We start from the raw sequence: 20,324 nt of genomic DNA on the forward strand, positions 1-20,324 counted from the left end.
CCTAATAAAAACAGTAAAACAAATTTAAGAATTAGAATAGATTTTGTTGTATAAATCCATGTATTTTTCTTTGATAACTGCACGCTTCGGTTTTAGCGTAGGAGTGAGGCAGTTATTATCAATTGTCCAAACATCTGGTGTTAATTCAAACTTCTTAATAGTTTCCCATTTTCCAAAGCCTTTGTTGGCTTCTTCAATTTCTTCGTTAATTCGTTCTATCACTTTTACATGAACAGAAATTTCTTCTGTAGTTTCACCTATTTCAATCTCATGTCGTTTTGCCCATTCTTGACAAAATTCAAAGTTTGGTTGTACAATTGCAGCCGCCATTTTCTCTCCTTCGCCAACAACCATTATTTGCTCTATAAAACGAGATTGTTTTACAACATTTTCTATAAGTACTGGTGAAATGTATTTACCACCAGAAGTTTTAAAGATTTCCTTTTTACGGCCTGTAATTTTTAAGAAACCATCTTCGCAAAGTTCTCCCTTATCTCCGGTATGAAAATAATCTCCAGTCATAACACTGGCTGTCATTTCATCATTTTTATAATAGCCCATCATTACGTTAGGGCCTTTTATTAAAATTTCTCCATCCTCGGCAATTTTAACTTCAACATTATCAATAGCCTTACCAACGGTTCCAATTTTAAAAAGGCCTCCTTCATATTGGTTTACAGAAATTACAGGAGATGTTTCTGTTAATCCATAGCCTTCCATAATATGCATACCTGCTGCAGTAAAAATCCTAGTTAAGCGCGGCTGTAAAGCTGCACTACCTGATACCATTGTATTTATTTCACCACCAAGAGCTTCGCGCCATTTTACGAAAATCAACTTCTTGGCTATTGCTAATTTCTTTTCATACCACCAGCCATTTGCATTGTATGGCTTGTATTGTTCACCAACATTAACCGCCCAAAAAAACAGCATTTTTTTAATTCCTGTTAAGTCGGCTCCTTTCGCTATAATTTTATCATATATTTTTTCCAATAACCTTGGAACAACACTCATAAAGTTAGGTTTTACCTCTTTAATGTTTTCAGGCATCTTTTCAATACTCTCAGCATAATAAATAGATAGACTATTGTATTGGTATATATAGATTAGTACACGTTCAAAAACATGGCATAGCGGTAAGAAACTTAGTACTTTAGTATCGTCTCCTTTTAAAGGTAGGCGAGGCGTGCTGTCTAAAGTGTTGCTAACAATATTTTTATGAGAAAGCATTACGCCTTTTGGAGTTCCTGTAGTTCCTGAAGTATATATAATTGTTGCTAAATCTGTTTCTTTTACGGCTTCTTTTCTTTTTTCAACTTCGTTTTGGTTCGATTCATCGGCACCATCTTCTAAAACCTCTTTCCAGTTTTTACATCCTTCTATTTCTTCAAAAGAATAAATCTCCTTTAAAGTATCGCAATTTCCAATAACAGCATTTGCTTTATCATACAATTCTTGATCCGATAAAAAACAATAAGTCGACTCAGAATGATTAAATATATATTCGTAATTTTCTTTTGAACTCGTTGGGTAAATAGGAATAGTTTGCGCCCCTATTTGTAACACACCAATATCCATAATATTCCATTCAGTTCTATTTGAAGAAGATATAATCGCAATTTTATCACCTGGTTTAACCCCCATTTTTAATAATGCTCTACTTATAGCATTTGCCTGATTAATATATTCTATAGTAGAAGTGGGAGTCCACTCTCCATCAACTTTAGAAACTAAAGCATCTGGTAAAGGGTTGTTTTCTAATTGATAATATGGAAAGTCGAACAGACGTGTTACTTGCATAAATAATTCATTAAATGTATTGAGGCAAAGTACAAAAATTTTATTAGTTACTATGAATATAATTTAAGCATGTTTGGTATGTAGATGTATTGTTTATTTTAGACATTAACCAAGCATAAAAACAAAGAATAAAAATATCTTCAGATTCATCTTTAACTTGAAGTGATTCCTGAACTTTTGAAATATATTCTTCAGATTTATGGTTTTTAGTTTTGTAATAATAATCTGATATAAATTTTATAAAATCCAATACTCTTTTTTCATTTCTGTTAATTAAATGTTTTGTGTGTTTTTTTCTAAAACTTGTAAATCGAGATTCAAATAAATCAAGATGATTTAATTCAACGAGTAATAATAACTCTAGAACGTTTTTCTTAATTACCCAAATATTTCCAAATTGCTCAGCATACCATTTATCGTTTCTGTAAAAATTTCTGTAAATACTCAGAGACTCTTTAAATTTATCTTCTAAAAATAGAGAAGTGGCCCAGGTTAATTTCAAATCGTGACAATACTCGTCATTTTTCTTATATTTATGATAATCAAACTTGCTTAAAGCATCAGATACTTTTGAAACGTCGCCTTCAAAAAGTTGTATGAGATTCACTACTAAATAGTATTGTGGATAAAAGGCATCAAAATGCTTACTGTTGTTCAATAGCATGAACCGATGCATTTGGTGAAAATATTCTTTAGATTTTTTAAAATTTTTAATTCTGAAATAGGTGTTTCCTAAATAATATAGTATTTGAATATGCTCATTAAGGTATTTGTCAACTATTCTTTCTGAAGTTTCAATTTTTAGACATGCCTCTTCTACAAATTCTAAGATGGTATGATAATCTCTCGTCAAATTAGCAACTTTATTGCTGATTTCAATGATTTTAAATAATGATTGATAACTTAGATTACTTGTTATGGAAATATTAAATTTTGTCAGGTTTTTGTCAAGAATATCATTAAAAATGACTTTATCCTCTTGTAATTCTTTTAATAATGAAGCGTAGAACAGATTTAAATTTTCTTCTTCATATAGATATTGTTTGTTAGACTTGAAATTATCTATTACCTGAACAAGATCCACTTGTTCAAGGTTATGCGAATGCATTATTTTAGTTTGATATACTTCGTTTAAAATATTGAATAACGAATGTTTTTTCGAAATTATTTCCGCTTTATTTAATGTTTTGTAGGCAGCCTTATATTGTTGGTGTTTGCAAAGAATTCTACTTGCTAAAACTAATTTTAACGAATTCATTTCTATAGATGATTCGTTCTCAAAACTTCTCGAGGCAATAAAGTCGATTAAACTATCATGCAGCCGTTTGCATAAAGCATGATATGCTCCCTTTGATGGTTTTCCATAAATAATTACATCTATGTTGGTTGCATTTTTATCACGATCTAAAATTTTGAATAACTGAATATTCTTAACATCTGACCTTTTATTTTTAAAACTAAGAGAGTGTAAATAATTTCGTTTATCAGTTTCTGACAAAATAGAAATTAATGAAGAGATAGAATTCATTAGTAATTATATATGGGTAAATTTACTTTAAATTAAGTAAAAATCAACAATTAAAATAAATATATATCGTAAGTATTTTTAAATATTAGATTATTAAACAGAAACTGAATTCCTCAAGTTTGTGCTATTAAATTATTAACTTAAATATTTTATGATGGATTTAAATGTGAAAATTGAAGAAAGTAAACAGAAAACAAAAGAAGATTTAAAAGATTCTAATGGTCTTTTTAATCAAAAACCAACTCCCGCCTTTATTGGTGCTTCCTGGATTGCTCTTTTGACTGGTGTCACAAGTTATTGTATTGGACTGTGGAATGCAACGATGCAATTAAATGAAAAAGGATATTATTTTACGATTCTTTTGTTCGGTTTGTTCGCTGCAGTTTCAATTCAAAAAAGCGTTAGAGATAAACTAGAAGGTTTACCTGTATCTGATATGTATTATGGAATTAGTTGGTTTTCTGTTATATGCGCAATTTTATTACTGATCATAGGTCTTTGGAATGCAGAATTATTGTACAGCGAAAAAGGATTTTACGCTTTGTCATACCTGCTAAGTATTTATGCTTCCATAGCTGTTCAAAAAAATACGAGAGATAAAAATTTTATTGACAGCAAATAAATTAATTATGAGATGCAGCTTAGTTTAATTATAAGTTGCATCTTTAAAATCATAAACTAACCAAAGTTCAACCAACATGTTAGAAAAAAACAATAAAAGACTAATTAACGCTTGGGCGTCATTCGATTGGTCCAACTCGGTCTATAATTTAATTGTTACAACCGCAATTTTCCCAATCTATTATTTAAGCAAGACAGAAGAAGCGTTTGGAGGCGAAATGGTTGAATTTTTTGGAATGACAATAAAAAACTCTGTATTGTTTTCTTATGCAATATCGTTTTCATTCTTAGTTATTGTGTTTATTTCACCCATTCTTTCAGGTATTGCAGATTATAGTGGAAAGAAAAAAAGGTTTATGCAAATATTTACCTATTTAGGTTCTATATCTTGTATTGGACTCTATTTTTTTACTGGAGAAAATATAGAGTATGGAATTGCTTGTTCGGTTTTGGCAAGTATTGGCTATGCAGGATCATTGGTTTTTTATAATGGTTTTTTGCCTGAAGTAGCATCTAATGATATAATGGATAAAGTTAGCGCTAAAGGGTTTTCTCTTGGATATATAGGAAGTGTAATATTATTGATATTCAATTTAGTGTTGTATCAAAAGTTTGAGGTATTTGGTTTTTCAAGTGGAGGAGAGGCTACCAGATTTGGATTTATTTTGGTCGGAATATGGTGGTTAGGTTTTTCTCAAATTGCCTTCTACTACTTAAAGGATAAAAGCACCGGAAAACCAATTAGTCTAAAAATACTAGGAAATGGATTAAACGAACTGAAGAAAGTGTTTGTTTCAGTTCAAGCTAAACTAGTTATGAAGCGTTTTTTAACATCTTTCTTTCTTTTTAGTATGGGTGTACAAACTGTAATGCTATTAGCGCCATTGTTCGCAGATAAGGTAATTGGGATGGCCGCAGATGAAATGATCTATATCGTTTTGATATTACAAGTTTTGGCGATAGGTGGAGCGTATTTTTTCGCATGGCTTTCAAAATTAAAAGGAAATGGATTTGCAATTAGTGTTACACTTATTGTTTGGGTTTTAATTTGTTTTGGAGGTTATTTTTCTGATGGAAAAATGTCATTTTATATATTGTCTGCCGCATTAGGATTTGTTATGGGTGGTATTCAATCTATATCGAGGTCTACGTATTCTAAATTAATTCCTTCCGAAACAAGAGATACGGCTTCTTACTTTAGTTTTTATGATATTACCGAAAAACTAGCTATTGTAATAGGTTCTTTATGTTATGGCTATATAGATCAGGTTACTGGAAGTATGCGCTATAGCATGGTGTTTATGTCCGTTTTCTTTATTGGAGGATTTGTATTTCTTCAATTAGCAAACCTTAAGAAAAACATGAAATGATATATAATTTTTTAAGGGTTATTGTAAAAATTACGCTTTTCTTTTTTTATAAGAAAACTGAAGTTTTTGGAAAATCGAATATTCCAAAAAACGGGCCTTTGATTATTGTTTCGAATCACCCTAGTACAATGACAGATCCTTTACTTGTAGCGTCAATTGTCAAACAAAGAATTGGATTTATTGCAAACGCTGGAATTTTTAAAAATAAACTACTAGCAAAGATTTTAACCTATCTGCATATTATTCCAATTTACAGGAAAAAGGATGTTTCTAAAGGAGAAAAACCGGACAATGCAAGTACATTTATACGATGCCATCAATATTTAGAGGAAGATGGAACTTTCTTAATTTTTCCTGAGGGAAGCAGTTATTATGAATTAAAATTAAGAGACATTAAAACAGGCACTGCCAGAATTGCATTGAGTTATGAAGAAGTAAAGGAATTTAATGGTAATTTAAAAATTGTTCCTATAACGCTAGATTATTCTGACTCAATACAATTTAGAAGTACGGTGTCTATAACGGTAAATCCTCCAATCGATGTTTCCGATTTTAAGGATATATATTATGAAGATAATTTCAAAGGAGTAAAAACTTTAACTGAAAGAATACGAGTTGAAATGGCTAAGAATATCCCACATACTGAGGATAAAAACCACGAAGAATTCTTAATTAAACTCCATAAGTTTTATGCTTCCTATTTTAATCCCATAAAACATATTTCAAAAAATTCTGGTGAATCATTATGGATCAGAAATAACATGTCGAAGATTCTTAATGAGGTTAAAATGGTTGACAAAGGGCAATATAACTGTACAAAGGATAAAATATTTACTTTTTTTGATAAACTTAAAGAAGAGAAATTGTCTACTGGATTTTTATCCGATGGTTTTCTAGAATTGAATAAGGGTTTAGTACTTTTTAGCTATGTACTCCAATTTAGTTTACTTTTTCCGTTTTATTTTTTAGGTCTAGTTGCAAACTACATTCCCTATATGTTACCATACCGCATATTTAAATCTCTTAAAATTGATTTAGAATACAAAACTTCAGTTCAAATGGTCACAGGGTTATTCACTTTTCCTTTATTTTATGTTTTAGAAATATGGCTATTAGGAAGTTTGTTTGAAATAAAGACATGGATGTATTTTGCATTACCTCTATTGTTTATTGTTTCCGGTTATATAGCAATGTATTTTTATTTAGAATTTAAACGTTTCCTTAAGGTGATTCACTATTACTTTTTTGTGAAAGGAGAAAAGAAAGTAGAACTCATTTTATTGAGAGATGAAATTATGACCGAAGTTGAAAAAGTAAGAGAAAATACTTTAGTAATTTCTTAGTTATTTATTTTAAAATAAACCCTATATACAACTTGTAATTTAAAGAATACGCTTCCTAGTATATCTGGATTTAATTGGGCTCTATCGTCTCCAAAACTGAAAGCTGACAATCTAAAATCTAGTTCATCACCCTGTTCGTAAACCTCGTAATTGTTATTCGAATATCCTAATTTTGTACGTAAAAGAATACTGTTGTCAAGTATGCCATATTCAAAATATGTAGAGAATTCTAAAGGACTTTGTTCAATATAAACTGGAGCGCTTGTTTCTTGACTGATGTTATAACTTCTTCCTATTCCAAAATAGTCGAACCCAATTTTTGTTTTACCTATACTATAATTTACGTCCGCCTTAATTGGGAGGGAAGCATCTACTTCAAACTTGGTATTAGGGCTCTTGTAATACGCACCGAATATTGGTGTCGCAAATAACCCAAAAGCTTCTGTTGATGTATAAAATCCAAAACGATAACTTAAGTTCTCACTCTTTTTGAATTTTGCTGTAGCATAACCACCAAAGTAAAAATCATCACTAGAAATACGCTTATAATCTGAGGCAATTTTTGGAAGTAAGACAAATGTTGTACTCCATTTTTCAGAATGTGTAGTCGCCAATCCTATTTTTAATAAGGTGTTGTATAAAGTTGTTGATTGGTTGTATTCCGGCGAAAGTAATAAACGACTGCTATTAAAATCAATTCCAGTAATTAAAGCATGTTTATCATTTAATACAATCGGTAAAGTTAAATTTGCTTCAAAACTGTTTACATCTGTTTGTTCATCATAGTTTTTAAATTTCACATTTGGTGCATAACTGTAACCAACTTTTAATATATCTGCATATTCTTGAGCAATTGAGAAAAAAGGAAGGAATACTGAAAGTATGAATAGTTTTCGCATAGTTGAAAGCATAAAAAACCCCTAACATAGTTGTTAGGGGTTTTGATTATAAATTATTTATTTAACCAGTTGTGAGCATTTTCGAATGCTAGTATCCATGGAGAAACTTCATCATTTCGATCTTTAGTATAATGCCCCCAATTCCATGGGAAAATAGAACGTTCTAAGTGTGGCATCATTACCGTATGTCTACCGCAATCAGAAGTTAAAATAGCAGTGTTAAAATCAGACCCATTAGGATTTGCAGGATAGCCTTTATACCCATATTTACCAACAATATTATACTGACTTTCTTCATATGGGAAAGAGAATTTTCCTTCGCCATGTGCAGCCCATACACCAAGTTTCGACCCCGCCAATGAATCTAGTAATACACTTTTGTTATCTTGAATTTCAATGGATGTAAAGTTACATTCGAATTTTCCAGATTCATTGTGTAGCATTTTTGGTTTTTCTTCATGATTTACATTGATTAAACCAAGTTCGATAAACAATTGGCAGCCGTTACAAACACCTAATGATAAGGTGTCTTCTCTTGCAAAGAAGTTATCTAATGCTGTTCTTGCTTTTTCATTATATAAAAATGCACCAGCCCAACCTTTAGCTGAACCTAATACATCTGAATTAGAGAATCCTCCAACTGCAACAATTAACTGAATATCTTCTAAATTTTCACGACCAGAGATTAAATCTGTCATGTGAACATCTTTCACTTGGAACCCAGCCATTTCCATCATATAGGCCATTTCTCGTTCGGAATTAGAACCTTTTTCACGAATTACAGCCGCCTTTAGTTTTTTCTGCCCTTCTTTCAATTCTGGTAGATTACCCGTGAAGTTTTTTGGAAAGACAAAATCTAATGCTTGTTCTTTGTAATTGTTAAAACGCTCCGTTGCCAATTTTTTGCCCGACTGTTTTTGGTCTAATAGGTGAGAGGTCTTGTACCAAATATCTCTATGTTTTGCCACATCAAAGGAAAGGTTTCTATCTTCTATTTGAATATTTAGAGTACCATCTTGTGAAGAAGTTCCAATAACATGGAAATTCACGTTACTTTCTGAAAGTAATGCTTCTAATGCTTTGTTATCATTAGTCTGAATTATAATTCCGCTATTTTCAGCAAATAATAATTTCACAATGTCAGATTCGCCAATAGAGGATAAATCAATTGTTGCTCCTAAATTTACATCAGAAAAGCATAATTCTAATAAAGTAGTTAGCATTCCACCAGCAGAAATATCATGACCGGCTACAATTAGTCCTGCTTTAATAGCATTTTGAATTGTATTAAATGCTGTTTTAAAATTAGCAGCATTTTGAATGTTAGGTGTTTCAATACCTATTTTATTCTTTATCTGAGCAAAAGAACTACCGCCTAATTTATAAGTATCTTCTGATAAATTTATGTAATAAATTCCTTTAGCATTTTTCTGTAAAACAGGCTCTACAACTTTTGAAATTTCATTACAATGTCCAGCGGCAGAAATAATTACCGTACCTGGAGAAATCACTTCTTCATTTGGGTATTTCTGTTTCATAGAAAGAGAATCCTTTCCTGTTGGTATGTTGATGCCTAATTCAATAGCAAAATGAGAAACTGCTTCTACAGCATTGTATAAACGTGCATCTTCACCTTCATTTTTACAAGGCCACATCCAGTTTGCAGATAATGAAACGGATTCTAAATTATCTTCAAGAGGTGCCCAAATAAGATTTGTTAAAGATTCTGCAATTGCATTTCTAGAACCTGCTTTTTCATCAATTAAAGCACTTATAGGTGCATGTCCAATTGAAGTGGCTACACCTTCTTTACCATTGTAGTCTAAGGCCATAACTCCAACGTTGTTCAATGGCAGTTGTAAAGGCCCACAAGTTTGTTGTTTTGCAACGCGGCCCGTTACACATCTATCAACTTTATTAGTTAACCAATCTTTACATGCCACCGCTTCTAATTGCAATACTTGAGCAATATAATCGTGTATTTTATCTTCAGAGTATTCTAAATCCGTAAATTTTCGATCTATAGTTTTGTCTGTCATGATGGTCTTAGGAGAACTCCCAAACATATCTTCCAAGGCCAAATCCATCGGCTTTTCACCCGTAGTTTTAGATTCGAATGTAAATCTATCATCACCTGTTACATCTCCAACAGTATACATTGGCGAACGCTCACGATCTGCAATTCTATTTAAGTAATCAATATCTTTTTCATTAATTACCAATCCCATTCTTTCTTGAGATTCATTTCCACATAGTTCTTTAGCAGATAGAGTAGGATCTCCAACTGGTAACTTGTCCAAGTCTATTTTCCCTCCAGTTTCTTCTACCAATTCTGAAAGACAATTTAAATGACCTCCAGCCCCGTGATCGTGAATAGAAACAATTGGATTTTCATCTAATTCAACCATCGCTCTAATAGCATTGGCAGCACGTTTTTGCATTTCTGGATTAGAACGTTGTACCGCGTTTAATTCAATACCTGAACTAAATTCTCCAGTATCTGCGGATGATACTGCAGCGCCACCCATTCCAATTCTATAATTGTCTCCACCAAGGATTACAATTTTATCTCCTTCCTTAGGTTCCTTCTTTATACTTTGTTCTGCTTTACCGAATCCAATTCCTCCGGCTTGCATAATTACTTTATCAAAACCTAGTTTACGTGCGTGTTCTTCGTGTTCAAAAGTTAATACAGAACCTGAAATTAACGGTTGTCCAAATTTGTTACCGAAATCAGATGCTCCATTAGACGCTTTTATTAAAATATCCATTGGTGTTTGGTATAACCAATCGCGCTCTTCCATGGCTTGTTCCCAAGGTCTATTCTTTTTTAATCTAGAATACGAGGTCATATACACAGCAGTCCCTGCCAATGGCAATGATCCAATTCCTCCTGCAAGTCTATCTCTAATTTCTCCTCCAGATCCTGTTGCAGCACCATTAAATGGCTCTACAGTAGTTGGAAAGTTATGTGTTTCTGCTTTTAAAGATATTACAGAATCAATTTCTTTTTTTACGTAGTAATCTGGTTTGTCACCAGTTTTAGGGGCGTATTGCTCAACTTTTGGTCCCTTTACAAAAGCAACATTATCTTTATACGCAGATACAATTCCGTTTGGAAATTGCTTTGAAGTTTCTTTAATCATTTTGAACAAAGAAGTTGGTTTTTCTTCTCCATCAATAATAAAAGTTCCATTAAATATTTTATGACGACAGTGTTCTGAATTTACCTGAGAAAACCCAAACACTTCAGAATCTGTGAGTTTTCTTTCTAGTTTTACAGAAAGATTATTCAAATATTCAATTTCTTCATCATTTAATGCCAAACCTTCTTGCTGATTGTAAGCCGCAATATCATCTATTTCTAAAACAGGTTCTGGTTGAACATTTATAGTATAAATATCCTGATTAAGTCCATTGTATTTTTCAGAAATCATTGGATCAAAATCGGTACTCGATTCAGAAACTGCATAGAATTCTTCAATTCTGATAATGCCTTCAATAGCCATATTTTGAGTAATCTCTACAGCATTGGTACTCCAAGGAGTAATCATAGCAGCACGTGGACCAACAAAAAAGACGTCAATAGACGTCTGTTGTATTTGAGGTTGATTTCCAAATAACCAGTTTAATTTTTTCGTGTTTTCAGCCGAAAGTTCATTTGCAACTTGCACTGCAAATACTTTCTTAGATGGGTTTCCGAAGAAAAGAATCATTGATTGTGTGTTTGTATTGTTTAACAAAGTGCAAAAGTACCTATTCTGCACCCATTTTTATAAATTTTGTTAATAATATTGAATAAAAAAAGCGACCAAATTCTTGACCGCTTCTATTCTCATATTTGTTCTAATTTTCTCGTTCAAGCAAAGCCATGTAAAATCCGTCGAAACCAGATTTTGAAGGCAATATTTTTCGATCTTCTACAAATTTAAATTCTGGATGAGATTTTAAAAATGATGTTACTTGATCTTGATTTTCAGAAGGTAAAATAGAGCAAGTTGCATATACTAGTTTTCCACCTTTCTTCACCATCCTAGAATAACTTGACAAAATTTCCGCTTGCGTAGCCCTAATTGTATCTAAAAATTCAGGTTGTAATTTCCATTTAGAGTCTGGGTTACGTTTTAAAACCCCAATTCCACTACAAGGAGCGTCTATTAAAACTGCATCTGCCGAATCTTTCAATTTTTTAATAACCTTGGTGTTTTCTATAACACGCATATCAACATTATGAACTCCAGCTCTTTTTGCTCTTTTCTTTAATTGCGCCAATTTACCGGCATAAATATCCATTGCAATTATTTGCCCTTTATTTTGCATAATAGAGGCTAGGTGTAATGTTTTACCTCCAGCACCAGCACAAGTGTCTACAACACGCATTCCTGGTTGTACTTGTAAAAATGGAGCAACCAATTGAGAGGAAGCATCTTGCACTTCAAAATATCCGCGTTTAAAGGCGTCTGTAAGAAACACATTTTTACGTTCGGTTAACCTTAATGCAGTTGGATTATCTCTCACTTTTTCAGTTTCAATTTCTTCTTTGCGCAAGAATTTTTGAAGCGTTGCAATATCAATTTTTAAAGTATTAACCCTTAAAATAACTTCCGCTTTCAGGTTTAATGCCGTTAATTCTCTAGACCACACTGCTTCACCCAATTCTTTCACACCAACTTCATCCATCCAATCAGGAATCGATTCCTTAATGGCGCGCGTAGATTGTGCTTCATCAAACTTCCCTTTAATTCGTCTTACTGGCGTACCTTCGAAATATTTCCAATCTGGTAATTCAATTCCTTTAAGTACCGCCCAAACAGCGAATAATTTCCATAAGTTATCTCTTGTAAAGTGGTCCTTGGTTCCAGCAATTTCATTATACAAACGTTTCCAACGAACAATGTCATAAATCGTTTCAGCTACGAACTTACGATCTCTCGCTCCCCATCGCTTATCTCTCTTTAAGGCTTTTTCAACTACTTTGCCTGCATATTCTTCATCATTAAAGATAGCATTAAGTGAATCTATAACCGTAAAACACAAGTTTCTATGTAATCTCATTTGCCTTAAAATTTTGGTTTGCAAATGTACGAATGAATACTGACTATTTCTTATTTTAGCACTGCTAAATTCATTTAATGCCTCCGTACAACTCTAACACATCTATTTCTTATTTAAAAGGCGTTGGACCTTCTAGAGCCGATTTGCTAAAGAAAGAATTAGGAATTAGAACTTTTGGAGATTTAATTAACTTTTTTCCGAATAGATATATTGATAGAACGCAATTCTATAAGATTAATGAATTGCAGCCCAACACCTCAGAAATTCAAGTAGTTGGAAAAATTAGCAATATCAAAACAGTAAAGCAGAAAAGAGGAAGTAGGTTAGTAGCGACATTTGTTGACGGTACTGGAACAATGGAATTAGTATGGTTTAGAGGGGTAAAATGGATAAAAGAAAATTTAAAGGTAAATGTGCCTTATGTTGTATTTGGAAAGGCAACTTCTTTTAATAGAGCATTTAATATTGCGCATCCAGAAATGGAGTTGGTGAGCGAGTATAAACGGAATTTAAGATCTGTAATGCAACCTGTTTATCCTTCAACTGAACTTTTAACAAATAAAGGGGTAACAAATCGCGTGATCCAAAAAATGATGCAAAGTTTGTTTGAAGAATATAAAGGAAAATTTCAAGAAACACTTTCGAGTTCCATTTTAAAAGACGAAGGATTTATATCTAAAAGTGAAGCCTATTTTAATATACATTTTCCAAAGAGTCAAGAATTATTGACAAAGGCAGAGCAGCGCTTAAAGTTTGAAGAGTTGTTTTATATTCAATTGCAATTGATTCGAAAAAAAATGATTCATAAATCAAAGATTAAAGGGTATCCATTTGAACAGATTGGAAAGTATTTTAATACATTTTATAACGATTATTTACCTTTTGATTTAACCAATGCTCAGAAACGCGTTTTAAAAGAAATTCGTGCAGATGTTGCATCTAATGCTCAGATGAATCGATTGCTTCAAGGAGATGTAGGCTCGGGAAAAACAATTGTAGCCTTGTTAACAATGTTAATAGGCTTAGATAATGGGTATCAAGCCGCTATTATGGCGCCAACCGAAATTTTAGCCACACAACATTACAATGCCATAAATTCATTACTAGAAGAAATGGACGTGCATGTTGAATTGTTGACAGGTTCTGTAAAGGCAAAAAAACGAAGAGAGATTCATGCCGCATTAGAATCTGGAGAGTTGAAAATTTTGATTGGCACACATGCATTGATAGAGGATAAGGTTAAGTTTCAAAATTTAGGTATTGCAATAATTGATGAGCAACATAGATTTGGTGTTGAGCAGCGTTCCAAATTATGGCAGAAAAACGAGTTGCCTCCACATGTATTGGTAATGACTGCGACACCTATACCTAGAACTTTGGCTATGAGTGTGTACGGCGATTTAGATATTTCTGTAATTGATGAGTTACCGCCTGGAAGAAAAGAAATTGCTACAGCACATCGATTCGATTCCAATCGTCTTTCAGTATTTAAATTTATGAAAGATGAAATTGCTAAAGGGCGTCAGGTTTATGTGGTGTATCCTCTAATTCAGGAATCTGAAAAAATGGATTACAAAGACTTAATGGATGGGTATGAAAGTATTGCAAGAGAGTTTCCATTACCCAAATTTCAAATTTCTATTGTACACGGTAAAATGAAACCTGAAGACAAGGAATATGAAATGCAACGTTTTATAAAGGGAGAAACACAGATTATGGTGGCTACGACGGTAATAGAAGTTGGCGTAAATGTACCCAATGCAAGTGTTATGATTATAGAAAGTGCTGAGCGTTTTGGACTTTCGCAATTGCATCAATTGCGAGGCCGAGTAGGACGCGGTGCGGAACAGAGTTATTGTATTTTAATGACAAGCCATAAACTATCTTCAGAAGCAAAAACTCGTTTAGAAACCATGGTAAAAACTACAGATGGATTTGAAGTTGCCGACGTTGATTTAAAATTGCGTGGGCCTGGAAACATAATGGGCAAGCAACAAAGCGGTGTGCTAAATCTTAAAATTGCTGATATTACTAAAGATTCCTTGTTATTGTCAAAAGCCAGAGCCACAGCATTTAATGTATTGCAGGTAGATCCAAGTTTGGAATTAGCCGATAACCTGCCTATTAGAAAAACCTATGTTGGCATTCAAAAAAATACGGCTGTTTGGAGTAACATTAGTTAATGTTCTTGTTTTTGTAGTATTTTTTTCTAATTACAATTTAACTTTTGCTTTGCGCTATTTAAAAAGAAAAAAGTGTTTTCGGTATCCAGGCCACTATCAAATCCTGTTCTGTCATATTGATTCATAATAGTGTTAAAACTACCAAATAAAGTATCGTTTATCGATTCCAAATGTAAAGTCCTTTGTTTTTCTGGTAATTCATTTACCAGTGATCCAAGTTCTATATTAAATTCTTTGTATTGGGGTCTAAGTTCCTTTACGTTATTCAAAAAACCTTCATAGGTTTTAATGTCATTGCAATCTAGAGTGGCTTCAATAGTAGAAAAATTTACAAGCAATTCATTTATGCCGTCAATATTTTCTCTTAATTCAAAATGGCGATTAGAAAACTCTTCATATTTATAATATAAACCAATGGCAAGTCTCATTTCTTCCTCATTCTGAAATGTTTTTCCTGTCCCAGTATTTGAACATATTTCAACTGAAAGTGTAAGGCTTTTTTTGTAGGGTTCTATTGCAGCAGAAGTTTCCTTTTCAAAAAGATCGGTATAATAATCATAATCGTTAATTTCTCCGTATGCTGATTTGTTGTTTTTATAATGATTTAGTTTTTCAGTTATTAAAACTTCTCCTTCTTTTAATTTTGATTCTGCAATAGCGATGTCTGAAACTTTAAAGAAATAACCAAACGCCTCAACTAGTGCTTTCTGAATCGATTTAAAATCTTTATCCATATCTGCTAATAGTTTATCTTCTTGAGAATAAACGCTTGCACAAATAAATAGAGAGATGATTAATATGGTGATTTTTCTTAAATGCATTGTAAAAAATGTTTAATTAGGATTTTTTTATAAGGCACGAATATAAGTGAATTGTTGAAAAAATAAATTTTTACAAAAAGGAAAGTAAAAAACCGAGCGTGGCTCCACCTATAATAATGTAAAAAGAACTCACTTTTTTAAATCGAAAAGCAACAAGTATACTTACAACCATAATTAATAAGGATTGCCATTCAAAGGCAAGTTCATATCCCAATTTTAAAGAAATTGCAATCATAATACCTACGGCACCAGCATTTACAGCATCTAAGAATTTTGAAAGTAGTTTAGACTTTCTAAGAATTGGAATTAATTTAACCAATAAACCTACCAAGAAAAATGAAGGTAAAAACATACCTAATGAAGCCCATAGTGCTCCTGAAATACCATTTAATTGATACCCAATAAATGTTGCTGTCGTTAAAACAGGTCCAGGTGTAAACTGTCCAAAAGCAATGGCATCTAGCAACTGTTCTTTTGTAAGCCAACCTAATTTTTCAACTAATTCCGCATCAACATATGCAATTAATACATATCCACTACCGAATAGTAAAATTGCTATTTTTAAAAAAGATGTGAAAATTGCAGTATTGCTTATATTAATTCCAACAGGTTTTGCGATTAAAAGTAACGGGGCAATAACAGTTTTAAGAGAATTTTGCTGACCAAAATTAAGCCAAATCATTCCAATAACTCCACTTCCAATAATTAATAAAAACTCATCGATTCCAAATAAAGAAAGTGCTGTAACCAATATTCCAATGGCTATTAATTGCCAATTTTTAAAGGCTTTTTTTCCTAGTTTTTGAGTTGCAGTAAAAATGATTCCGATAACTGCAGGTTTTATACCATAAAAAATTGGAGCAATTCCCGGAACTTCACCATATTTACCATAAAACATGGCCAGAATTAAAGTGAAAACTACTGCAGGAAAAATAAATGAAAGGCCGGCGACCCATAAGCCAAGCCACCCCGCTCTGACATGACCGCAATGCATGGTCATTTGTGTGGAGTTTGGACCGGGCACCAAATTTGTAGCACCTACCATATCTAAAAAATGTTCACGTGTCATCCATTTACGTTTGGTAACCACTTCACTTTCCATCATGGAAATATGCGCAGCAGGTCCGCCAAATGCCACCGTTCCTAATTTTAGAAAAAGGAAAAAAACTTCTTTTATGTGTGTGCTTTTTTTCAATGGTAATTTATTATGGTTTCATTAATTGGTCTAGAATTTTTTTTGAGATTTTTGCCAATGCATCTGTACCTTTTTCAAAATCTTCCAAATTTTTAGATAGAATTACCAAAACATATGAATTTCCATTGGGCAAATATATAATTCCAGCATCATGATGAACCCCAGTTATTGAGCCAGTCTTATGTGCAACAGTCACATTTTTAGGATAATATTTCGGTATTAAATCATTGAATTTTTGATCTTTTAAAATGGATAGCATATTGTTACAATCACCTTCAGATCCTGCAGCGTTCGAAGCAATTCCTTTAAATATTTGAACTAAATCATTAGCGGTAGTTGAATTGCTTAACCCCTTGTCATAGGCTTTCTGATCTTCAACGCCACGTAAAACCTCAATCTTTTCTGCACCTAGGCTTCTCATTGTCTCTGTAACTTTTTTAGCATCTACCATATCAATCAAAATATTTGTTGCCAAATTGCTACTTACTGTTATCATATCGTAAATTAACTTTTCTATGGTAACTTTTTTACCGACCATTTTGTATAGTTCATCTCCACCGTCATCTGTAATATCCATTTGGTAAGCACTACCATCTACTATACTCTTAAATTCATTCTTTACTAAAATTGAATCTTTGATACTGAACTTACCTTCTCTCGCTTGTTTAAAAGCCTCGATCATTACCGGTACTTTCATAGTACTTGCAGCATGATACTCGGCTTTGCTATTTATGTTAAGTAGTGTTTTGTTTTGATTTAAATCAAAGAGAACCAGAGCCGTATTTCCTTTAATGTTCTTTAAATCGTTTTGAATTTTATTTTTGAAATCTTGATCTTTATCAACATTACAATTTATAAAAAGTAGTAATGTAAATACTAGAATTATGTGTTTTTTATACATTAATGCTTGAATTTTTCGGTACTAAAATACAGATTAAAATCAACCTTTTAATTTGATGTTGAAAAGTACTGTTATTTCAATTATGACAATTTTTAAAATGGCTTAATTTAGAGTATCTTTGCATCTTGAAAAAATGTACTACTAGATGAAAATATCATACAATTGGTTAAAGCAGTTTATTAAAGTTGATTGGAACGCTGAGAAAACTGGAGAATTATTAACCGATTTAGGACTTGAAGTTGAAGGAATTGAAACCGTAGAATCTGTAAAAGGAAGTTTGAAAGGAATTGTTGTAGGTGAAGTGCTTACCTGTGAGCAACACCCAAATGCAGATAGATTAAAGGTTACAACCGTCGATGTTGGCGGAAAAGAAGCGTTAAAAATTGTTTGTGGAGCACCGAATGTGGCTGCTGGACAAAAAGTTCCTGTAGCAACTATAGGAACGTTTTTGTATGATGACAAAGGAGAATCTTTCAAAATTAAAAAAGGAAAGATTAGAGGGGAAGAGAGTCATGGTATGATTTGCGCAGAGGATGAATTAGGTCTTGGAGAAAGCCATGATGGTATTATGGTTTTAGATGCAGGCTTAAAAGTTGGAACTCCTTGTGCTGAAGTGTTCGAAATTGAGAGTGATGAAGTTTTTGAAATAGGTTTAACACCTAATAGGGCAGATGCCATGAGTCATTATGGTGTGGCCCGTGATTTGCGTGCTGGTTTAATTCAGAATGATATGATGTTAGAGTTAATTTCTCCATCTGTTATGGATTTTCATGTTGATGAAAGAAAGTTACGTATTGACGTAGAAGTTGAAGATAAAGAATTAGCACCTAGATATTGTGGAATTACGATTACAGATGTTAATGTTGGAGAATCTCCCAAATGGTTGCAGAATAAATTAAAAGCCATTGGTTTAAGTCCAATTAACAATATTGTAGATGCTACAAATTATGTTTTACATGAACTAGGACAACCCTTACACGCTTTTGATGCGTCAAAAGTAAAAGGGAATAAGATCTTAGTTAAAACATTAGAAGCAGGAACAAAGTTTACAACGCTAGATGGTGTTGAGAGATCTTTACATCAAGATGATATTATGATTTGTGATGCAGATTCTAACCCATTATGTATTGCAGGTGTTTTTGGTGGAATAGATTCTGGAGTTACAGAAAGTACGACAAGTATCTTTTTAGAAAGTGCTTACTTTAATGCGGTTTCTGTTAGAAAAACAGCAAAACGTCATGCATTAAATACCGATGCATCGTTTAGGTTTGAAAGAGGAATTGATCCAAACTTTGTAATGTATGCTATGAAGCGTGCAGCTTTGTTAATAGTGGAAATTGCTGGAGGTAAGAAAGCATCCGACCCTTCGGATTTTTATCCGGAGAAAATTGAAGACTTTGAGGTTTTTATTTCTTATGAAAGAATGAATCGTTTAATTGGTGATGAAATCCCAAAAGAACGCATCAAAAATATTTTAGCTTCTTTAGATATAAAATTAAATAGCGAAACAGACGGTGGTCTTGGATTAACTATTCCATCATATAGAGTTGATGTACAACGTGAAGCAGATGTTATTGAAGAGATTTTAAGAGTTTATGGATATAACAATATTCAATTTTCACATAAGTTAAATACTTCTATTTCTACAGATGATTTTGATGGGGTTAAGATTGAAAACATTGCCGGAAATTTACTTACAGGTATAGGTTTTAATGAAACGATGGCCAATTCTTTAACAAAAGCTTCTTATCTAGAGCAAACAGAAAACCTTAATAGTGAGCAAGATGTGGCTATGTTAAACCCATTAAGTAGCGATTTAGGTGTGTTGAGACAATCGATGCTATTTAGTGGCTTAGAGTCCGTTATTTATAATATTAACAGAAAGAATAGCTCTTTAAAGTTTTTCGAATTTGGAAAAACGTACCACAAATATGAAAGTGGTTATAGCGAGCAAAAACATTTGACGTTATTTGTAACAGGAAATAGATCTAAAGATAGTTGGGCTGTAGATGCTCGAAAATCCGATTACTTTTATTTTAAAGGAGTAGTTGAAACCTTATTGAACCGTTTAGGAATTCAGAAAATGAAAACAAGTCCAACAAAAAGTGATTTGTTTTCTGAAGGCATCAATTTAGGTTTTGGAAAAATTAAATTGGTTGACTTTGGGGTTGTGAAGCCTTCAATTTTAAAATCTTTTGGAATAAAGCAAGAGGTTTTATTTGCTGATTTTAACTGGGAGAATATTTTAAAAGTAGCCAACAGAAAAGGATTTAAGGTCACAGATTTACCAAAATTTCCTTCAGTTAAAAGGGATTTAGCTTTGTTAATTGATAAGGGTGTTAAGTTCTCAGAAATATATAATGCGGCGTTCCAATCTGAAAGAAAGCTTTTGAAAGAAGTTGATTTATTCGATGTTTATGAAGGAGATAAATTGCCAGAAGGTAAAAAGTCTTATGCGGTAAGTTTTGTATTGCAAGACGAACAAAAGACCTTAAACGATAAGCAAATTGAAAAGGTAATGCAAAAAATGCAGCAGTCTTTAGAAAAGAATTTAAATGCTGTTTTAAGATAAATAAATTCCTGCCTATTGGCGGGAATTTTTATAAAT

Annotated in this window: 13 protein-coding genes; 5 read left to right on the forward strand and 8 right to left on the reverse strand. The window is 32.6% G+C overall.

The genetic code is table 11. From position 1 onward, the window contains the following. Positions 1-24 precede the first annotated feature (24 nt). On the reverse strand, positions 25-1,800 hold the full coding sequence (locus RM519_RS01300; protein ID WP_311591680.1) for an AMP-dependent synthetase/ligase: 1,776 nt from the start codon (positions 1,798-1,800) through the stop codon (positions 25-27). A 43-nt stretch (positions 1,801-1,843) separates the two neighbouring features. Beyond that, a complete protein-coding gene (locus tag RM519_RS01305; RefSeq protein ID WP_311591681.1) occupies positions 1,844-3,328 on the reverse strand; it encodes a hypothetical protein in 1,485 nt (494 codons plus the stop codon). 151 nt (positions 3,329-3,479) lie between these two features. On the opposite strand from RM519_RS01305, the gene yiaA reads away from it, so the two are divergent. The 3 genes from yiaA (at position 3,480) to RM519_RS01320 (ending at position 6,662) form a co-directional block, all read left to right on the forward strand. Continuing rightward, positions 3,480-3,950 (forward strand): inner membrane protein YiaA, encoded by a 471-nt coding sequence (gene yiaA, locus RM519_RS01310; RefSeq protein ID WP_432280172.1) that lies wholly within the window; start codon positions 3,480-3,482, stop codon positions 3,948-3,950. 76 nt (positions 3,951-4,026) lie between these two features. Then, positions 4,027-5,319 (forward strand): MFS transporter, encoded by a 1,293-nt coding sequence (locus RM519_RS01315; RefSeq protein WP_311591682.1) that lies wholly within the window; start codon positions 4,027-4,029, stop codon positions 5,317-5,319. Further along, entirely contained in the window at positions 5,316-6,662 is a 1,347-nt protein-coding gene (locus tag RM519_RS01320; RefSeq protein WP_311591683.1) for a 1-acyl-sn-glycerol-3-phosphate acyltransferase, read from the forward strand. The genes RM519_RS01315 and RM519_RS01320 overlap by 4 nt, the downstream gene beginning before the upstream one ends. On the opposite strand, the gene RM519_RS01325 is transcribed toward RM519_RS01320, so the two are convergent. The 3 genes from RM519_RS01325 to RM519_RS01335 form a co-directional block, all read right to left on the reverse strand. Next, a complete protein-coding gene (locus RM519_RS01325; protein ID WP_311591684.1) occupies positions 6,659-7,561 on the reverse strand; it encodes a DUF6268 family outer membrane beta-barrel protein in 903 nt (300 codons plus the stop codon). The genes RM519_RS01320 and RM519_RS01325 overlap by 4 nt on opposite strands. Before the next feature lie 53 nt (positions 7,562-7,614). Beyond that, positions 7,615-11,277: a phosphoribosylformylglycinamidine synthase gene (gene purL, locus RM519_RS01330; RefSeq protein WP_311591685.1), complete on the reverse strand. Its 3,663-nt coding sequence runs from the start codon at positions 11,275-11,277 to the stop codon at positions 7,615-7,617. 130 nt (positions 11,278-11,407) lie between these two features. After that, positions 11,408-12,616 (reverse strand): RsmB/NOP family class I SAM-dependent RNA methyltransferase, encoded by a 1,209-nt coding sequence (locus tag RM519_RS01335; RefSeq protein WP_311591686.1) that lies wholly within the window; start codon positions 12,614-12,616, stop codon positions 11,408-11,410. Positions 12,617-12,693: 77 nt separating this feature from the next. Here RM519_RS01335 and recG point away from each other — a divergent pair, with 77 nt between their 5' ends. Continuing rightward, the gene (gene recG, locus RM519_RS01340; protein WP_311591687.1) at positions 12,694-14,799 is read left to right on the forward strand and encodes an ATP-dependent DNA helicase RecG; all 2,106 of its coding nucleotides are present in this window, start codon (positions 12,694-12,696) and stop codon (positions 14,797-14,799) included. 26 nt (positions 14,800-14,825) lie between these two features. Here recG and RM519_RS01345 read toward each other — a convergent pair whose 3' ends face one another. The 3 genes from RM519_RS01345 to RM519_RS01355 all read right to left on the reverse strand — a co-directional run bounded on the left by RM519_RS01345 (position 14,826) and on the right by RM519_RS01355 (position 17,716). Next, on the reverse strand, positions 14,826-15,620 hold the full coding sequence (locus tag RM519_RS01345) for a hypothetical protein (protein ID WP_311591688.1): 795 nt from the start codon (positions 15,618-15,620) through the stop codon (positions 14,826-14,828). A gap of 70 nt (positions 15,621-15,690) precedes the next feature. Continuing rightward, complete coding sequence (chrA, locus tag RM519_RS01350; protein ID WP_311591689.1) at positions 15,691-16,815, reverse strand: chromate efflux transporter; 1,125 nt, start codon at positions 16,813-16,815, stop codon at positions 15,691-15,693. Between the two features lie 10 nt (positions 16,816-16,825). After that, entirely contained in the window at positions 16,826-17,716 is an 891-nt protein-coding gene (locus RM519_RS01355) for a serine hydrolase (protein ID WP_311591690.1), read from the reverse strand. Positions 17,717-17,861: 145 nt separating this feature from the next. On the opposite strand from RM519_RS01355, the gene pheT reads away from it, so the two are divergent. Further along, positions 17,862-20,288 (forward strand): phenylalanine--tRNA ligase subunit beta, encoded by a 2,427-nt coding sequence (gene pheT / locus RM519_RS01360; RefSeq protein WP_311591691.1) that lies wholly within the window; start codon positions 17,862-17,864, stop codon positions 20,286-20,288. Positions 20,289-20,324 lie beyond the last annotated feature (36 nt).

It is taken from the genome of Urechidicola vernalis, from assembly GCF_031846385.1.
Taxonomy (GTDB): Bacteria; Bacteroidota; Bacteroidia; order Flavobacteriales; family Flavobacteriaceae; genus Urechidicola; species Urechidicola vernalis.

Excerpts from the sequence above, each read along its gene's own strand:
- pheT (WP_311591691.1), top strand. The coding sequence starts at position 17,862 with ATGAAAATATCATACAATTGGTTAAAGCAGTTTATTAAAGTTGATTGG.
- RM519_RS01345 (WP_311591688.1), bottom strand. The coding sequence starts at position 15,620 with ATGCATTTAAGAAAAATCACCATATTAATCATCTCTCTATTTATTTGT.
- RM519_RS01325 (WP_311591684.1), bottom strand. The coding sequence starts at position 7,561 with ATGCGAAAACTATTCATACTTTCAGTATTCCTTCCTTTTTTCTCAATT.
- RM519_RS01355 (WP_311591690.1), bottom strand. The coding sequence starts at position 17,716 with ATGTATAAAAAACACATAATTCTAGTATTTACATTACTACTTTTTATA.
- RM519_RS01315 (WP_311591682.1), top strand. The coding sequence starts at position 4,027 with ATGTTAGAAAAAAACAATAAAAGACTAATTAACGCTTGGGCGTCATTC.
- RM519_RS01305 (WP_311591681.1), bottom strand. The coding sequence starts at position 3,328 with ATGAATTCTATCTCTTCATTAATTTCTATTTTGTCAGAAACTGATAAA.
- recG (WP_311591687.1), top strand. The coding sequence starts at position 12,694 with ATGCCTCCGTACAACTCTAACACATCTATTTCTTATTTAAAAGGCGTT.
- RM519_RS01300 (WP_311591680.1), bottom strand. The coding sequence starts at position 1,800 with ATGCAAGTAACACGTCTGTTCGACTTTCCATATTATCAATTAGAAAAC.
- RM519_RS01320 (WP_311591683.1), top strand. The coding sequence starts at position 5,316 with ATGATATATAATTTTTTAAGGGTTATTGTAAAAATTACGCTTTTCTTT.
- RM519_RS01335 (WP_311591686.1), bottom strand. The coding sequence starts at position 12,616 with ATGAGATTACATAGAAACTTGTGTTTTACGGTTATAGATTCACTTAAT.
- purL (WP_311591685.1), bottom strand. The coding sequence starts at position 11,277 with ATGATTCTTTTCTTCGGAAACCCATCTAAGAAAGTATTTGCAGTGCAA.
- yiaA (WP_432280172.1), top strand. The coding sequence starts at position 3,480 with ATGATGGATTTAAATGTGAAAATTGAAGAAAGTAAACAGAAAACAAAA.